Raw genomic sequence first — 16,956 nt, 5'->3', positions numbered from 1 at the left:
ACGCGTCGCTCACGCGTCGCTCACGCGTCGCTCACGCGTCGCTCACGCGTCGCTCACGCGTCGCTCACGCGTCGCTCACGCGTCGCTCACGCGTCGCTCACGCGTCGCTCACGCGTCGCTCACGCGTCGCTCACGCGTACGCGATCGCCTACCTCTGGTTGGCCGGAAGCCAAGCCGTCTGCACCAGCTGAGCCCCGCGCTTCCGCGTAATCAGCTGACCCCGGCCCGGCGTCAGCTTCATCGCCTTGACGTTGCCGAAGATCGCTCCTTCGGCCGGATCGCCGGACAGGACCAGGCCCTGCGCGCCCAGCTCCTTCGTCCGCTGCATCACCGGCTCGAACGACGACCGCGACGCACCCGACGAACTCCGCGCCAGAATCAGGCGCAGCCCCAGGTCCCGCGCGAACGGCAGGTATTCCAGCAGCGGCTGCAGCGGGTTCGCGCCGCTCGCGACCAGGTCGTAGTCGTCCACGAGCACGAACGCGTCCGGCAGGTCGTACCAGCTCCGGTTCCGGAGCTGCTCCGGCGTGACGTCCGGGCCCGGCATACGGCGGCTGAGCGAACCCGCCAGTCCGGTGAGGACCTCCTGCAGCTGCGGACCCGCCGCGCAGTACTTGTACAGGTGGCTCTCGGGGAGCTCACCCAGCAGCGCGCGACGGTAGTCCGCCACGATCATCAGCGCCTTGCCCGGCTCGTAGCGCTCCGAGATCTGCTTGGCGAGCAGCCTCAGCACCGACGACTTCCCGGACTCGCTCTCGCCGTAGATGACGAACAGCGGGTCGGTCTCGAAGTCGATGAACGCCGGCGACAGGGTGGTCTCGTCGACACCGAACGCGACACCGAGCTCCGGGTAGTCGTTGCCCTTCGGCAGCTCGTGGACCGGCAGCAGCGTCGGCAGCATCCGCACCTGGGGAGCGACCGGGCCCGACCAGTGCTCGGCGACCGTGGCGACCAGATGGGCCATGCCCTCGCCGAGGGTGTCCGGGTCGCTGGAGCCGTCCAGACGCGGCAGCGCGGCCAGGTAGTTGAGCTTCTCCGGGGACAGACCGCGGCCCGGCTTGCCGAGCGGCACGGCCTCCGCCCGCTTGCGGTCGAACTCCGACTCCATCGGGTCGCCGAGGCGCAGCTCGACACGGTTGAGCAGCTGGTCGCGCAGCGCCGGACGGACCTCGGTGTAGCGGGCGGCACCGATGATCAGGTGGATGCCGAAGCCGAGGCCACGGCCGGCGATGTCGAGAATCACCGGGTCCATCTGCTCGTAGTCGGTCTTGAAGGTGCCCCAGCCGTCGATGATCAGGAACACGTCGCCCCAGGCCTGGTCCGGGTACTGCCCGGCCGCACGGCGCTGACGATAGGTGTTCATGGAGTCGATGCTGTTGGCCCGGAAGAACTCCTCGCGCTCATTGAGGATTCCGACGACCTCGGAGACCGTCCGGCGCACCTTCTCGGCGTCCAGCCGGGACGCGACCCCGCCCACATGCGGCAGGCCCTCGAAGGCCAGCATGCCGCCGCCGCCGAAGTCCAGGCAGTAGAACTGCACTTCGTACGGGGTGTGGGTCAGCGCGAACGCGGCGATCGCGCTGCGCATGACCGTGGACTTGCCGGACTGCGGGCCACCGACCACCAGGCCGTGGCCCGCGGAGCCGGAGAAGTCCAGATACATCACGTCGCGACGCTGCTCGAACGGCTTGTCCACGATCGCGACCGGCACCGCGAGCTTGCCGAGCGCCGTGTACTCCGCCGCGTGCACGCCGCGTTCGGGAGTGACCGAGAGCGCCGGGAGCAGCCGGTCGACCGACGGCGACTCGTCCAGCGGCGGCAGCCACACCTGGTGCGCCGGCGGACCCTGGCCCTGCAGTCGCTGGACGATGACGTCCAGCACCGTGTCCGCGAGGGCGTCGTCCAGCTCCGGGGTCTCCGGCTCGGACTCCGGCTCCTCGATGATGTGCCGTTCGACGGGCGCGGCGGTGAACGGCACCGGCAGGCGGTCCGTACGGCTTCCGCCGCCACCGGCTCGGCCGCCGGCCGCGCGGTACGGCCCCGAGACGTACGCGGCCTTGAACTGGATCATCGTCTCGGTGTCGTACTTGAGGATGCCGGAACCCGGGACGTTCGGCAGGTGGTAGGCGTCGGGCACACCGATGGCCGTACGGGACTCCGCCGCCGAGAAGGTACGCAGACCGAGCCGGTAGGAGAGGAAGGTGTCCAGACCGCGCAGCTTGCCCTCTTCCAGCCGCTGCGAGGCGAGCAGCATGTGCACACCCATCGAACGGCCGATCCGGCCGATCTGGATGAACATGTCGATGAAGTCGGGCTTGGCGGTCAGCAGCTCGCTGAACTCGTCGAGCACCATCACCAGCGAGGGCAGCGGATCCAGCGGCGCGCCCGCGGCACGCGCCTTCTCGTAGTCCGTGATGTTGGCGTAGTTGCCCGCCGAGCGCAGCAGCTCCTGGCGCCGCTGCAGCTCACCGGTGATCGAGTCGCGCATGCGGTCGACCATGGTGAGGTCGTCGGCGAGGTTGGTGATGACAGCCGCGACATGCGGCATATCGGCCATACCCGTGAAGGTGGCGCCGCCCTTGAAGTCCGCGAGGATGAAGTTGAGTGTCTCCGAGGAGTGCGTGACCGCGAGCGCGAGCACCAGGGTGCGCAGCACCTCGGACTTACCGGAACCGGTGGCGCCGACACACAGGCCGTGCGGGCCCATGCCCTCCTGCGAGGCCTCCTTGATGTCCAGCATGACCGGCTGGCCGTCCTTGTCGACACCGATCGGCACCCGCAGACGCTCGTGCAGCGAACGCGGCCGCCAGGTACGGGACACATCGACCGACCCGGCGTCGCCGATGCCCATCAGGTCGGTGAAGTCCAGGTTGGCCAGCAGGGGTTCGTCGCCGTCTGCGGTGCCGGCCCGCAGCGGGGCGAGCTGGCGTGCCAGCGCCTCCGCCTCGGAGTTCGAGAGCACGTCGCAGGACCCGGTGTAGACCGCGCCGCTCGCCGACTCCAGTACCAGCTTGCCCGGCGACACCTGGAGGGAGAGCCCGCCGCGCATGTCGTCCAGGTCGCCCGGCACCACCTCGAGGATGGTCACGCCCTGCAGGCCCTCGGCTCCGGCGATCACGGAGTCCATGGGGACCTCGCCGCCGTCCAGCACGATCACCACGTGCGGGGTGTCCGCCACCGGGGGCGCCTGGGGGTTGAAGCGGCCGCGGCCGTCCAGCTCATCGGCGAGGAACTCCTCGATCTCACCGAGGTCTCCGACGATCAGCCGGCGCGTTCCGGCGCCGTCGACCGAGGAGTCCTGCGCGTGCGGCAGCCACTTCACCCACTCCCACTCGATCAGCGCACCCGGCGCGGCCACCACAGCGACCAGCAGGTCCTCGGGCGACTGGAGCGTGCAGAGCTGCGCCAAGATCGCACGCGCGGTCCCGTAGACGGTGTCCGGGTCGCCGGAGACCGTGACGTGGTAGAAGGCGCGCAGGGACACCGCGAGCGGCAGGTCCTCAATGGTCCCGTGCGAGGTCAGGAACTGCTTCATCGCCGCCGCGGTGAGCGGCTCCAGCTCGTCCACCGGCGCGGTCTCCGGCGCCTTCAGAGGGGTCGCCAGCTGCTGCGGACCGAGCCCGACCCGGACCTGGGCGAAGTCCGCATCCGATGCGCGCCGTTCCCAGACCCGCTTGCCCTCGGCGACGATCGACCACAGCTGCTCCGGGTTGGGGTGCATGAAGAACTGGGCGTCGCGCTGCCGGCGGGCGGTACGCCGCACCTCGCGGCGCTTCTGCCCCAAGTACTTCAGATAGTCCTGGCGTTCCTGCACAAGGTCTCCGCCAGGTCCCTGCCGGGCCTTCACAATCTGCATGACAATCATGGCCACGGTGGACACGGCCATCACGCCGCCCATGACCTTCATGATCGGGTTCATGTTGGGCATGAAGAAGATGGCCGCCGAGGAACCCATACCCAGCATGGGCATCAGGTTCATCAGCAGGTTGTTGTCTCCCTCCCGCGGCAACTCCGGCGGAGACTCGAGCATCACCTCCTCACTGGGAACTTCGGGCGGCAGAGCCCGAGGCGGGCGCTTGACGATGACCACGCTCACCGGCGCACCAGTCCTTCACGCAACTCGCAGTTCGGACCGCCCCCGTTGTCGAACGGTCCCGCCGGCCAATCCAATTCCTCGGTTGGCACAGGCCGGTGATCCTACTGACCACGGAGACCGCAGGGGCGGGTGGGTGCATCGGCGAGAACGGGCGGTACGCTGACGCACCGCCGCCGCCAGCAACTTCTGTCGGCGTGCCAGCAACCACCCACCATGGACGAGGGGGAACCGCCAGGTGAGCACGACCGCAGGGACCGGCTTCTGCCGGGTCACAGTCGCCGCGCCGGACGCACGGATCGACGTGGCGCTGCCCGAGGACGTCGCACTTGTCGACATCTATCCGGAGATCCTGCAGCTCTCCGGCCAATCGCAGGCCGAAGGCGCCCCGACCGGCTATCACTTGGTGCGCCGCGACGGCACGGTGCTGGACGCCGGCCGGTCGCTCGCCGAGCAGCGCATTCTCGACGGGGATCTGCTGCTGCTGCGCCCCTTCGCGGAGTCGCTGCCGTCGGCGGTCTACGACGACGTGTCCGAGGCCGTCGCCTCCGCGGTGCGGCGCGACCGCCGTCGCTGGAGCGACGAGTTGATGAACGCCGTCGGCCTGACCTTCGGTGTGCTGCTGCTGACGATGATGGCCTTCGCGCTGTGGTTCTCGAACCCGCTGGAGCGCGATATGCACCGGCTGCCGGGCATCATCGCAGGGGTCGTGGGTATCGCCCTGGTCGCGTTCGCCGGCGTGCGTGCCCGTGTGTACGACGACCGCGGGTCCTCCATCGCCCTCGGGCTCGCCTCGATTCCGCATCTGCTACTGGCAGGCAGCGGAGTCTTCCCGGTGGACAAGGGCGAGGGCCCCGGCCGGCTGCACTTCCTCGCCGGCTGCGTCGTGGTGCTCATCGCCTCCGTGCTCCTGGTCGCACTGCTCCCGAGCGGCGACTCCCCCTTCGTCGCGGCGGCCTTCCTCGCGGGCTGCGGCACGCTCGCCACCTTCGCGGCCGTCCTCACCGACGCACCGCCGCGGGAGATCGCGGCCGTCACCGCGGTCGTCGGCATCGCCGTCGTGGCCTGGCTGCCGAGCTGGTCCGCCCGGTTCGCCCGGCTGCCCATCGGCTACCGCTCGCCCGACCAGATCGCCCAGGGCCGCGACTACGACGGCCGGAACCGGGCCGAGGAGGAGTCCGTCGACTTCGTACGGATCGGCACCCAGGCCCGCCGCGGCCACGAACTGCTGCTCGGTCTGGTCGCGGGCTGCTCGGCCCTCGCCGTCGGCGCGGCCGGCGCCGTCCTCGGCTTCTCCGACAACGGCTGGGCACAGCTGCTGGCGCTCGCCGCGGGCGTGACCATGATGCTGCGCGCGCGGCTCTTCGACTACACCTCGCAGGTGGCCTGCCTGCTGATCGCGGGCATCCTCATCATCCTGCTGCTCGTCCTGGGCATCGCGCTCGAGCCACCGGTCGAGGCACTCAGGTCGCTCTACGAGGACGGGAACGGCGGACCGCTCAACATCCGCACCGTATGGTTCTCCGGCAGCATCGGCCTGGGCGCCGCGCTCCTGGTCGCCATCGGCCTGGTCGTCCCGCGCGCGGGCGTCTCCCCGTTCTGGGGCCGGATGCTCGACCTCTTCGACGGCGCGGTGCTGCTGTCTCTCGTGCCGCTGTGCCTGGCCGTACTGAACGTGTACGACTCGGTACGGAGCATGACCAGCTAGCCGGCCAGTCACCGTGGCCGTACCAGGGGTGTGCGGCTGGTAACCTGGCTGACGGCCGTGTGTGTACGCGCTCCCGGAACATCTGGGGGCAGCGCTCATCGGACCCCCGCCTCCCGAGTCACGGAAGCTCCCCTGTGTGACAGACCAGGGGCACTCGGCGGCTGAAAAGCATCAGAGGAGTACCGCGTGTCGCTCGACGCCGCAACGAAGAAGCAGATCATTGCCGAGTTCGCCACCAAGGAGGGTGACACCGGTACCCCCGAGGTCCAGGTGGCGCTGCTCTCCCGCCGTATCTCGGACCTGACCGAGCACCTCAAGACCCACAAGCACGACCACCACTCCCGCCGTGGTCTGCTGCTGCTGGTCGGCCAGCGCCGCCGTCTGCTGCAGTACCTGGCGAAGAAGGACATCACGCGCTTCCGTGCGCTGGTCGAGCGCCTCGGCATCCGCCGCGGTGCTGCGGGCGCCAAGTAAGACGTCGTGGAGGGAGCGGTTCCCGCATCAGGGGGCCGCTCCCTTTGCCGTATGTACTGGCAAAGGAAGTGCCGTAGGTACACCGCGGCATCGCCGTGCGCACACCGCGCACGGCATCACGAACCGGGCGCAACAGCTGTTCCAGCCGTCGTGACGACGGCCGAAGCTTTGTAGTCTGGTCGCACAACGCAAAAACGCAAACAGCACATCGAACCACGAGGGGGAGCGCCTCCACCGCAGCCTCGGCGCCGCAGGCGCCGGTCCTCGGTAGTGGCCGCCGGAACGAACCATTCCGGAGGCTTCGATCGAAGACCGGCCCGGCCGTCCGGAGCCCAGCGGCCCAGGCGCTCCACCGCTATCGTCCCCGTCGGACGGACGTGGGACGCAGACGAGGAGATTTTCCTGGTGGAGAACGAGACCCACTACGCCGAGGCCGTCATCGACAACGGCTCCTTCGGCACCCGCACGATCCGTTTCGAGACGGGCCGCCTGGCCCGTCAGGCCGCCGGCTCTGCCGTGGCCTACCTGGACGACGACACCATGGTGCTGTCGGCCACGTCCGCATCGAAGAACCCCAAGGACCAGCTCGACTTCTTCCCGCTGACGGTCGACGTCGAGGAGCGGATGTACGCGGCCGGGCGCATCCCCGGCTCGTTCTTCCGCCGTGAGGGCCGCCCCTCCGAGGACGCCGTCCTCACCTGTCGTCTGATCGACCGCCCGCTGCGCCCGTCCTTCAAGAAGGGCCTGCGCAACGAGATCCAGGTCGTCGCGACGATCATGGCGCTCAACCCCGACCACCTGTACGACGTGGTCGCGATCAACGCCGCATCCGCCTCCACACAGCTGGCGGGCCTGCCCTTCTCGGGCCCGATCGGCGGCGTCCGCGTCGCGCTGATCCGCGGCCAGTGGGTGGCGTTCCCGACCCACACCGAGCTGGAGGAGGCCGTCTTCGACATGGTCGTCGCCGGCCGGGTCCTCGAGGACGGGGATGTCGCGATCATGATGGTCGAGGCCGAGGCCACGACCAAGACGATCACGCTCGTCGAGGGCGGCGCCGAGGCGCCGACCGAGGAGGTCGTCGCCGCCGGTCTCGAGGCGGCCAAGCCCTTCATCAAGGTGCTGTGCCGGGCACAGTCCGACCTCGCCGCCAAGGCCGCCAAGCCGACCGCCGAGTTCCCGATCTTCCTGGACTACCAGGACGACGTCCTCGAGGCGCTCGACCAGGCCATCCGCGACGAGCTCGCGCAGGCCCTCACCATCCCCGGCAAGCAGGGCCGCGAGGCCGAGCTCGACCGGGTGAAGGGCATCGCCGCCGAGAAGCTGCTGCCGCAGTTCGAGGGGCGTGAGAAGGAGATCTCGGCCGCGTACCGAGCGCTGACCAAGAAGCTGGTCCGCGAGCGCGTCATCAAGGACAAGGTCCGGATCGACGGCCGAGGCATCACCGACATCCGTACCCTGGCCGCCGAGGTCGAGGCCATCCCGCGGGTGCACGGCTCGGCGCTGTTCGAGCGCGGCGAGACCCAGATCCTGGGTGTCACCACGCTGAACATGCTCCGCATGGAGCAGCAGCTCGACACGCTCTCCCCGGAGACGCGCCGACGCTACATGCACAACTACAACTTCCCGCCGTACTCCGTCGGCGAGACCGGCCGCGTCGGCTCCCCCAAGCGCCGCGAAATCGGCCACGGCGCCCTCGCCGAGCGGGCGATCCTGCCGGTTCTGCCCACGCGCGAGGAGTTCCCCTACGCGATCCGCCAGGTCTCCGAGGCGCTCGGCTCCAACGGCTCGACCTCCATGGGTTCGGTCTGCGCCTCCACCATGTCGCTGCTGAACGCCGGTGTGCCGCTCAAGGCCGCCGTCGCCGGTATCGCCATGGGCCTGATCTCCGAGCAGGTCGAGGGTGAGACGCACTACGTCGCGCTCACCGACATCCTGGGCGCCGAGGACGCGTTCGGCGACATGGACTTCAAGGTCGCCGGCACGAAGCAGTTCGTCACCGCCCTGCAGCTGGACACCAAGCTGGACGGCATCCCGGCGTCCGTGCTGGCCGCGGCCCTCAAGCAGGCCCGCGACGCCCGTCTGCACATCCTCGATGTGATGAACGAGGCCATCGACGTCCCGGACGAGATGTCCCCCAACGCCCCCCGGATCATCACCATCAAGATCCCGGTGGACAAGATCGGCGAGGTCATCGGCCCCAAGGGCAAGATGATCAACCAGATCCAGGAGGACACCGGCGCCGACATCACCATCGAGGACGACGGCACCATCTACATCGGTGCCGCCGACGGCCCGGCCGCCGAGGCCGCCCGCGCCACCATCAACGGCATCGCCAACCCGACGATGCCCGAGGTCGGCGAGCGCTACCTGGGCACGGTCGTGAAGACCACCACCTTCGGTGCCTTCGTCTCCCTGCTCCCGGGCAAGGACGGCCTGCTGCACATCTCGCAGATCCGCAAGCTCGCCGGAGGCAAGCGTGTGGAGAACGTCGAGGACGTGCTCGCGGTCGGCTCCAAGGTCCAGGTCGAGATCGCCGAGATCGACCAGCGGGGCAAGCTCTCGCTGCACCCGGTGATCGAGGGCGAGGACGCTGAAAAGGCCGACGACACGGCCGAGGCCAAGGCCCAGTCGAAGGACGACGCCGCCAAGTGACACCGCGCACGCGCAGGACGACGGCCCGCACCTCTTCGGAGGGGCGGGCCGTCGCCCGTACCCAAACGCTCCTCAAGGGCGAGAACGGCATCGGCACGGTCCGCCGGACCACCCTCCCCGGCGGCCTCCGCGTCGTCACCGAGACCCTGCCGTCCGTACGGTCCGCCACGTTCGGCATCTGGGCCCATGTCGGTTCCCGCGACGAGTCCCCCTCGCTGGGCGGCGCCACCCACTACCTCGAGCATCTGCTCTTCAAGGGCACCAAGAAGCGCAGCGCCCTCGACATCTCCGCCGCGATCGACGCCGTCGGCGGTGAGATGAACGCCTTCACGGCGAAGGAGTACACGTGCTACTACGCGCGCGTACTCGACACCGACCTGCCGCTGGCCATCGACGTGGTGTGCGACATGCTCACCGACTCGCTGCTCGAACCCGAGGACATCGACGCGGAGCGCGGGGTCATTCTCGAAGAGATCGCCATGACGGAGGACGACCCGGGCGACGTCGTGCACGATCTGTTCGCGCACACGATGTTCGGCGACACCCCCCTCGGCCGGCCCGTCCTCGGCACCGTCGACACCGTCAACGGCCTCGACCGGGACCGCATCGCCCGCTTCTTCAAGAAGCACTACGACCCGACCCACCTGATCGTCGCCGCCGCGGGCAATGTCGACCACGCCAAGGTCGTCCGCCAGGTGCGCTCGGCCTTCGAGCGCGCCGGAGCCCTCGGCAGCGAGGACGCCGTGCCCGTCGGCCCGCGCGGCGGCGGCCGTACGATCCGCACCGCCGGCCGCGTCGACGTACAGGGCCGCAAGACCGAGCAGGCGCACATCGTCCTCGGCATGCCCGGCATCGCCCGTACGGACGACCGGCGCTGGGCCCTGGGCGTGCTCAACACGGCGCTGGGCGGCGGTATGAGCTCCCGCCTCTTCCAGGAGATCCGGGAGAAGCGCGGTCTGGCCTACTCGGTGTACTCCTACACCTCGGGCTTCGCCGACTGCGGCCTCTTCGGCGTCTACGCCGGCTGCCGCCCGAACCAGGTCCACGATGTGCTCAAGATCTGCCGCGACGAGATCGACCAGGTTGCCGAGCACGGCCTCGACGACGACGAGCTGCGCCGGGCGGTCGGCCAGCTGTCCGGTTCCACGGTCCTGGGCCTGGAGGACACGGGCGCGCTGATGAACCGCATCGGCAAGAGCGAGCTGTGCTGGGGCGAGCAGATGTCGGTCGACGAGATGCTGCGGCGGATCGCGGCGGTGACCCCCGACGACGTACGGCAGGTGGCCCGGGATGTACTGGGCCGGCGGCCGTCGCTGTCCGTCATCGGCCCGCTGAAGGACAAGCAGGCGTCCCGGCTCCACGAATCGGTGGCCTGACGGTCGCGGACAGCAGACGCCGGGCCCCGGCCACCGGTCGGGCGGGAGGTTCACAGCTCCCGCCCCCGGGCGGTCATCGTGACGAGCAGGACCACAGGAAGTGAGGACACCCGCAATGAGCAGCAAGCTCCGCGTAGCGGTCATCGGCGCCCGCGGGCGCATCGGCTCCGAGGCCGTACGGGCCGTGGACGCCGCCGAGGACATGGAGCTGGTGGCCGGACTGGGCCGGGGCGACAAGCTGGAGACACTGGTCGAGGCCGGCGCCCAGGTCGCGGTCGAGCTGACCGACCCCGGCTCGGTGATGGGCAACCTCGACTTCTGCGTCCGCCATGGCATCCACGCTGTGGTGGGAACCACCGGCTGGACCGATGAGCGCCTCACCCAGCTGCGTGGATGGCTCGAGGCGTCCCCGGAGACCGGAGTGCTCATCGCACCCAACTTCTCCATCGGCGCCGTGCTGACCATGCGGTTCGCCCAGCAGGCGGCGCGCTTCTTCGAGTCCGTCGAGGTCGTCGAGCTGCACCACCCGAACAAGGCGGACGCTCCGTCCGGCACCGCGACCCGTACCGCCCAGCTGATCGCCGAGGCCCGCCGCGAGGCCGGCTGCGCACCGCAGCCCGACGCGACGGTCACGGCACTGGAGGGCGCGCGGGGCGCGGACGTGGACGGGGTGCCGGTGCACGCCGTACGGCTGCGCGGTCTGCTGGCCCATCAGGAGGTGCTCCTCGGCGACACCGGCGAGACGCTGACCCTGAGGCATGACTCCCTGCACCACAGCTGCTTCATGCCGGGCATCCTGCTCGGCGTGCGACGCGTCGTCTCCACCCCCGGGCTGACCTTCGGCCTGGAGAACTTCCTGGACCTGGACTGAGCGGCCGTGCGCGCCAAGATCACGTACTTCACCCTCGCGGCCGTCCTGGTCGTCTACTTCGTCCTGGTCGGCAGCCGTGGTGTGCTGCTCATCAGGGAAGGCACCGCGGTGACCGTCGTTCTCGGGGTCTCCGTGCTGGTGCTGCCGATGATCGGTGCCTGGTTCCTGTGGCAGACGACGCGGTTCGCGACGCACGCGAACCGGCTGGCCGCCGAACTGGAGGCCGAGGGCGGCCTGCCGGTCGACGAGCTGGTACGGACGCCCAGCGGCCGGATCGACCGGGACTCCGCCGACGCCGTGTTCGCCAAGCGGCGGGCCGAGGCGGAGGAGTCGCCGGAGGACTGGCGGGCATGGTTCCGCCTCGCGGTCGCCTACCACGACGCACGGGACACCCCCCGTGCCCGCAAGGCCATGCAGCGCGCCATCGCCCTGCACACCCCGGGAAACGGGCGGACCTCGGCCCGCGTTCCGCGCGTTTAGGGCCTCACGCGGTGGCGGCGCGCCTTCGGCGGCCGGACGGGCTCAGCGGTATGCGCCGTATTCGGCGGCCCAGCCCTCGATGGCGTCCGCCGCCCGATCGAAGGCCTCCGTACGGCTGAAGAAGTCGGCGTTGTGGTCGGTCAGCAGCGGACGAAGCGGTTCGCCCGCGGTGGGTATCACCAGAAGGGCCTGGCCCTGAACGGCCCGTGGCAACCCGAGCCACTGCACCGGCTGCTGCACCGTCCGCACCCCCGACACCTCGGCCCAGGGCAGTGTCGCGGTGGTGAGGAGACCGACCCGCCGTAGTCCCCGCTCGCTCACCCAGACGCCCACCCTCACCAGCCGCAGGGCAAAAGCGATCACCACAGCCGCGCCGGCCACACAGCCGCCCGCTCCCGGCAGCGCGCCTGCGAAGGCCACGATCATCGCGGCGAAGAGCAGATACGAGGCGAGCAGCAGCAGAAGCGCCGCCGCCCCGACCCGCCAGGGGCCGGGGCGGTACGGGCGACGCCAGCGGTCCCGGTCCTCGTACGGGAGCGCGGTATCGGCCGCGACCTCGTCGAAAACGCGGTCGGCCGTCAGGAAGGTCAGGGGCACGACGGGTCCTCACTCATATGCACGCTCGATGGGCTGTGCCCGGTGAGGTTATCGATGCGATCGGCCCGCGACCACCCCAGGGCCCGCAGTCGGCTCAACGGCCGTCCGCGGCCTCCGACTGCGGTGCCTTCGCGGTGCCGGGCTGCCCGGGATCCAGCGCGGGGACGCCGAAGAGCAGCGCCCCGACGAGCCCGCAGACGGCCGTCAGGCCGATCAGGGTCCGACTGGCGATCTCGGCCCGACTGGGGCCCTGACGGGGCGGCGGTGCCACGTTGCTGCGGAAGCGGTCGGCCTCGGCGATGAAGGCGAACGGCACAGGCTCTCGCCGGCGGAACATGAAGGGCTCTCCTGGGCTTGTCGAAGGGGCTGAAGTGCTGTCATCCGTTAGACGTTCGAAGCGGCGACTTGGTGCCGTCTTTCCGGCGGATTCTGTGAAAAACATCAACCGGACGCCGGTCCGCTCGCCGAGGTCCTGCCCGCCCCGGTGGCCGCGGGTCACCGACCGTGGAGCCGAGGGGCCCTGACCGGTAGCCGGGACCCGTGAACCGGGGGCTGAGGGGCGCGGCTCCACGGCTGAGGGACATGTACCCGCGGCGGCATGGCCCGGACCGGTGCGGAAGGGCCTGACCGGCGGCCGACGGCCCGGGCCTGTCGGTGCCGGGCCGTAAGCTGGGCGCCGCCCGAGCGATGAGACTGGAAGGACCCCGTCGAGTGAGCGACACCCCCGCCGAGAGCGCCAAGCCCGGCTTCCGCAGCGATGTGACCGTCGAGCTGGTCAAGCACAGCGCCGCGGACTCGGACGTGCTGTGGGCCGCCCGGGTCTCGACAGCCGGAGAGCAGTCCCTCGACGAGTTGTCGAAGGACCCGGAGCGCTCCAAGGGTCTGATCAACTTCCTGATGCGCGACCGGCACGGCAGCCCGTTCGAGCACAATTCCATGACCTTCTTCATCAGCGCCCCGATCTTCGTCTTCCGCGAGTTCATGCGGCACCGGGTCGGCTGGTCGTACAACGAGGAGTCCGGCCGCTACCGCGAGCTCCAGCCGGCCTTCTACGTGCCGGGGGAGGCGCGCAAGCTCGTGCAGCAGGGCCGCCCGGGCAAGTACGAATTCGTGGAGGGCACCCAGGCGCAGCAGGAGCTCACCGGCCGGGTCATGGAGGACGCGTACCGCCATGCCTATGAGGCGTACCAGGAGATGCTGGCGGCGGGCGTCGCGCGCGAGGTGGCCCGTTCGGTCCTGCCGGTCGGTCTTTTCTCCTCGATGTACGCCACCTGCAACGCCCGCTCGCTGATGCACTTCCTCGGACTGCGCACCCAGCACGAGCAGGCGGCCGTCCCGTCGTTCCCGCAGCGGGAGATCGAGATGGTGGGGGAGCGGATGGAGGCCCACTGGGCCGGGCTGATGCCGCTCACCCATGCGGCGTTCAACGCCAACGGCCGGGTCGCCCCGTAAGCACGGCCCTCCGGACCGAGCGCGAGGTGTCCGTATTGCGACGTTTCGTGAAGTTCATCTAGGCTGAACAAACGGACCCGGCACTGCTTGAACCCCCGAGCAGGCAGTGCCGGGATCCGCATCGCGGGTCCCCCGAAGGAGCACGTGAAGGGCCGCTACGAGTAGCGTGGGACCCATGGCTCCGACCTCCACACCGCAGACCCCCTTCGGGCGGGTCCTGACCGCCATGGTCACGCCGTTCTCAGACGACGGCGAACTCGACATCGACGGCGCGCAGCGGCTCGCCGCCCACCTGGTGGACGCCGGTAACGACGGCATTGTCGTCAACGGCACCACGGGCGAGTCCCCGACCACCAGCGACGCGGAGAAAGCCCGGCTGGTCCGGGCCGTGGTGGAGGCCGTCGGTGACCGTGCCCACGTCGTGGCCGGAGCCGGCACCAACGACACCCGGCACAGCGTCGAGCTGGCCCGCGCTGCCGAGAAGGCGGGGGCGCACGGCCTGCTGGCCGTCACCCCGTACTACAGCAAGCCTCCGCAGGAGGGTCTGTTCCGGCACTTCAGCGCCATCGCCGACGCCACGGGCCTGCCGGTCATGCTCTACGACATCCCCGGCCGCAGCGGTGTCCCGATCAACACCGAGACGATCGTCCGGCTGGCCGACCATCCACGGATCGTCGCCAACAAGGACGCCAAGGGCGACCTCGGCCGGGCCAGCTGGGCGCTCGCCCGCTCCGGACTCGCCTGGTACTCCGGCGACGACATGCTGAACCTTCCGCTGCTCTCCGTCGGCGCCATCGGCTTCGTCTCCGTCGTCGGCCATGTCGTCACACCCGAGCTGCGTGCCCTGCTGGACGCGCACCTCAACGGTGATGTCGCCAAGGCGACCGAGATCCACCAGAAGCTGCTGCCCGTCTTCACCGGGATGTTCCGCACCCAGGGTGTGATCACGGCCAAGGCGGCGCTCGCCCTTCAGGGCCTGCCCGGCGGACCGCTGCGGCTGCCCCTCGTGGAGCTCTCGGCAGAGGAAACCGAGCAGCTCAAGCGCGATCTCGCAGCGGGCGGGGTACAGCTCTGACACAGACATCACAACTGCATACCGACACAACTACATACCGACACAACTGCAAGTGCACGAATGTCACGCGCGCCACGTGCCCCTGACGGGCAGGTGGCGTGCGTGGTGAGGAGAGTCTTTTGAGTCATCCGCACCCTGAACTCGGCGCTCCGCCGGAGCTGCCCCAGGGCGGCCTGCGCGTCACGCCCCTGGGCGGTCTCGGCGAGATCGGCCGCAATATGACTGTTTTCGAGTACGGCGGTCGTCTGTTGATCGTCGACTGCGGAGTGCTCTTCCCCGAGGAGGAGCAGCCCGGAGTCGACTTGATCCTCCCGGACTTCACCACCATTCGGGACCGTCTCGACGACATCGACGGCATCGTGCTCACGCACGGCCATGAGGACCACATCGGTGGCGTCCCGTTCCTGCTCCGCGAGAAGCCCGACATCCCGCTGATCGGCTCCAAGCTGACCCTCGCGCTCATCGAGGCAAAGCTCCAGGAGCACCGCATCCGCCCGTACACCCTCGAGGTCAAGGAGGGCCATCGCGAACGTATCGGCCCCTTCGACTGCGAGTTCGTCTCGGTCAACCACTCCATCCCCGACGCCCTCGCCGTGGCGATCCGCACCCCCGCCGGTATGGCCGTGCACACGGGCGACTTCAAGATGGACCAGCTGCCGCTCGACGGCCGCCTCACCGACCTGCCCGCCTTCGCGCGGCTCGGCGAGGAGGGCATCGACCTGCTGCTCTCGGACTCGACGAACGCCGAGGTCCCGGGCTTCGTACCGCCCGAGCGCGATATCTCGAACGTGCTGCGGACGGTCTTCGCGAGCGCCCAGCGGCGCATCATCGTGGCCAGCTTCGCCAGCCATGTGCACCGCATCCAGCAGATCCTGGACGCCGCGCACGAGTACGGGCGACGGGTCGCCTTCGTCGGCCGCTCGATGGTCCGCAACATGGGGATCGCCCGCGACCTGGGCTATCTCAGGGTCCCGCAGGGTCTCGTCGTCGATGTGAAGACACTCGACGACCTGCCGGACGACGAGATCGTCCTCGTCTGCACCGGATCCCAGGGCGAGCCGATGGCGGCCCTGTCCCGGATGGCCAACCGCGACCACCAGATCCGTATCGTCCAGGGCGACACTGTGATCCTGGCGTCGTCGCTCATCCCGGGCAACGAGAACGCGGTCTACCGCGTGATCAACGGTCTGACGCGCTGGGGCGCGAACGTCGTCCACAAGGGCAACGCCAAGGTCCATGTCTCCGGCCACGCGTCGGCCGGCGAGTTGCTGTACTTCTACAACATCTGCAAGCCGCGCAATCTGATGCCGGTCCACGGCGAGTGGCGCCATCTGCGGGCCAACGCCGAGCTGGGCGCACTGACCGGGGTCCCCAAGGACCGTGTGGTCATCGCCGAGGACGGTGTCGTCGTCGATCTCGTCGACGGCATCGCCAAGATCGTCGGCAAGGTCCAGGCCGGGTACGTGTACGTGGACGGTCTGTCGGTCGGTGACGTCACCGAGGCCTCGCTCAAGGACCGCCGGATCCTCGGCGACGAGGGCCTCATCTCGGTGTTCGTGGTGGTGGACAGTACGACCGGCAAGGTCGTCGGCGGGCCGAACATCAGCGCCCGCGGCTCCGGAATCGAGGACGCCGCGTTCGGCGCGGTGACCCCGAAGATCGAGGAAGCCTTCGCCAAGGCCGCCCAGGACGGCATCGCCGAAACGCATCAACTGCAGCAGCTGATCCGCCGCACGCTGGGCAAGTGGGTGTCCGACACCTACCGCCGGCGCCCGATGATCCTCCCCGTGGTCGTTGAGGTCTGACGCCGTATCAGGCGCATGGACGGCCGCTCCCGGGCCGATTTGCTTCCGGGTGCGGCCGTCCAGTACGTTTACGGCTCCGCCTGAACGAGGAACCGGCACGGCTATGTGCCCGGAAAGGCTCAGGAAGAGCGGAAAACCGGCTCAGAGAAATCTGATAAAGTCGGAGCAGCCGAAAGGCAAAGGCCATCCAACGGCCACTGGAATCGAAATTCGGACCGGGAACGGTGCTGAATAGAGTCTGGTAAGGTTGGAAACACCGAAGGGAAGCGCCCGGAGGGCCCGGAGACGGGGCCGAAGGAAGCGTCCGTTCCTTGAGAACTCAACAGCGTGCCAAAAGTCAACGCCAGATATGTTGATACCCCGTCTCCGGACC

General features: G+C 69.4%; 12 protein-coding genes. 9 read left to right on the top strand and 3 right to left on the bottom strand.

Going from position 1 to position 16,956, the window contains the following annotated elements; genetic code table 11:
* Positions 1-148 precede the first annotated feature (148 nt).
* Positions 149-4,096 (bottom strand): type VII secretion protein EccCa, encoded by a 3,948-nt coding sequence (gene eccCa, locus ACTWQE_RS30045; protein WP_443332234.1) that lies wholly within the window; start codon positions 4,094-4,096, stop codon positions 149-151.
* A 235-nt stretch (positions 4,097-4,331) separates the two neighbouring features.
* Here eccCa and eccD point away from each other — a divergent pair, with 235 nt between their 5' ends.
* From eccD to ACTWQE_RS30015, 6 genes are all read left to right on the top strand, one after another.
* Complete coding sequence (gene eccD / locus ACTWQE_RS30040; RefSeq protein ID WP_443332233.1) at positions 4,332-5,801, top strand: type VII secretion integral membrane protein EccD; 1,470 nt, start codon at positions 4,332-4,334, stop codon at positions 5,799-5,801.
* Between the two features lie 186 nt (positions 5,802-5,987).
* Positions 5,988-6,275 (top strand): 30S ribosomal protein S15, encoded by a 288-nt coding sequence (gene rpsO, locus ACTWQE_RS30035; protein ID WP_443332232.1) that lies wholly within the window; start codon positions 5,988-5,990, stop codon positions 6,273-6,275.
* Between the two features lie 405 nt (positions 6,276-6,680).
* On the top strand, positions 6,681-8,927 hold the full coding sequence (locus tag ACTWQE_RS30030) for a polyribonucleotide nucleotidyltransferase (RefSeq protein ID WP_443332231.1): 2,247 nt from the start codon (positions 6,681-6,683) through the stop codon (positions 8,925-8,927).
* Complete coding sequence (locus tag ACTWQE_RS30025) at positions 8,924-10,303, top strand: M16 family metallopeptidase (RefSeq protein WP_443332230.1); 1,380 nt, start codon at positions 8,924-8,926, stop codon at positions 10,301-10,303. The genes ACTWQE_RS30030 and ACTWQE_RS30025 overlap by 4 nt, the downstream gene beginning before the upstream one ends.
* 115 nt (positions 10,304-10,418) lie before the next feature.
* Entirely contained in the window at positions 10,419-11,174 is a 756-nt protein-coding gene (gene dapB / locus ACTWQE_RS30020; RefSeq protein ID WP_443332229.1) for a 4-hydroxy-tetrahydrodipicolinate reductase, read from the top strand.
* Positions 11,175-11,180: 6 nt separating this feature from the next.
* Complete coding sequence (locus tag ACTWQE_RS30015) at positions 11,181-11,654, top strand: hypothetical protein (protein WP_443332228.1); 474 nt, start codon at positions 11,181-11,183, stop codon at positions 11,652-11,654.
* Between the two features lie 42 nt (positions 11,655-11,696).
* On the opposite strand, the gene ACTWQE_RS30010 is transcribed toward ACTWQE_RS30015, so the two are convergent.
* Positions 11,697-12,251, bottom strand: coding sequence for a hypothetical protein (locus ACTWQE_RS30010; RefSeq protein ID WP_443332227.1), 555 nt, complete (start codon positions 12,249-12,251; stop codon positions 11,697-11,699).
* A gap of 94 nt (positions 12,252-12,345) precedes the next feature.
* Entirely contained in the window at positions 12,346-12,588 is a 243-nt protein-coding gene (locus ACTWQE_RS30005) for a hypothetical protein (RefSeq protein WP_443332226.1), read from the bottom strand.
* Between the two features lie 374 nt (positions 12,589-12,962).
* Here ACTWQE_RS30005 and thyX point away from each other — a divergent pair, with 374 nt between their 5' ends.
* The 3 genes from thyX to ACTWQE_RS29990 all read left to right on the top strand — a co-directional run bounded on the left by thyX (position 12,963) and on the right by ACTWQE_RS29990 (position 16,583).
* Entirely contained in the window at positions 12,963-13,703 is a 741-nt protein-coding gene (thyX, locus tag ACTWQE_RS30000; protein ID WP_443332225.1) for an FAD-dependent thymidylate synthase, read from the top strand.
* Positions 13,704-13,878: 175 nt separating this feature from the next.
* Positions 13,879-14,778, top strand: a complete 900-nt coding sequence (dapA, locus tag ACTWQE_RS29995; protein WP_443332224.1) for a 4-hydroxy-tetrahydrodipicolinate synthase — start codon at positions 13,879-13,881, stop codon at positions 14,776-14,778.
* Positions 14,779-14,897: 119 nt separating this feature from the next.
* Entirely contained in the window at positions 14,898-16,583 is a 1,686-nt protein-coding gene (locus ACTWQE_RS29990; protein WP_443332223.1) for a ribonuclease J, read from the top strand.
* The last annotated feature ends 373 nt before the right edge of the window (positions 16,584-16,956 follow it).

The organism is Streptomyces sp. 8N706, from assembly GCF_052245415.1.
Lineage (GTDB): Bacteria > Actinomycetota > Actinomycetes > Streptomycetales > Streptomycetaceae > Streptomyces.
The sequence above is the reverse complement of the archived record's forward strand: the minus strand, read 5'-3'. Positions and strand labels throughout refer to the sequence as shown.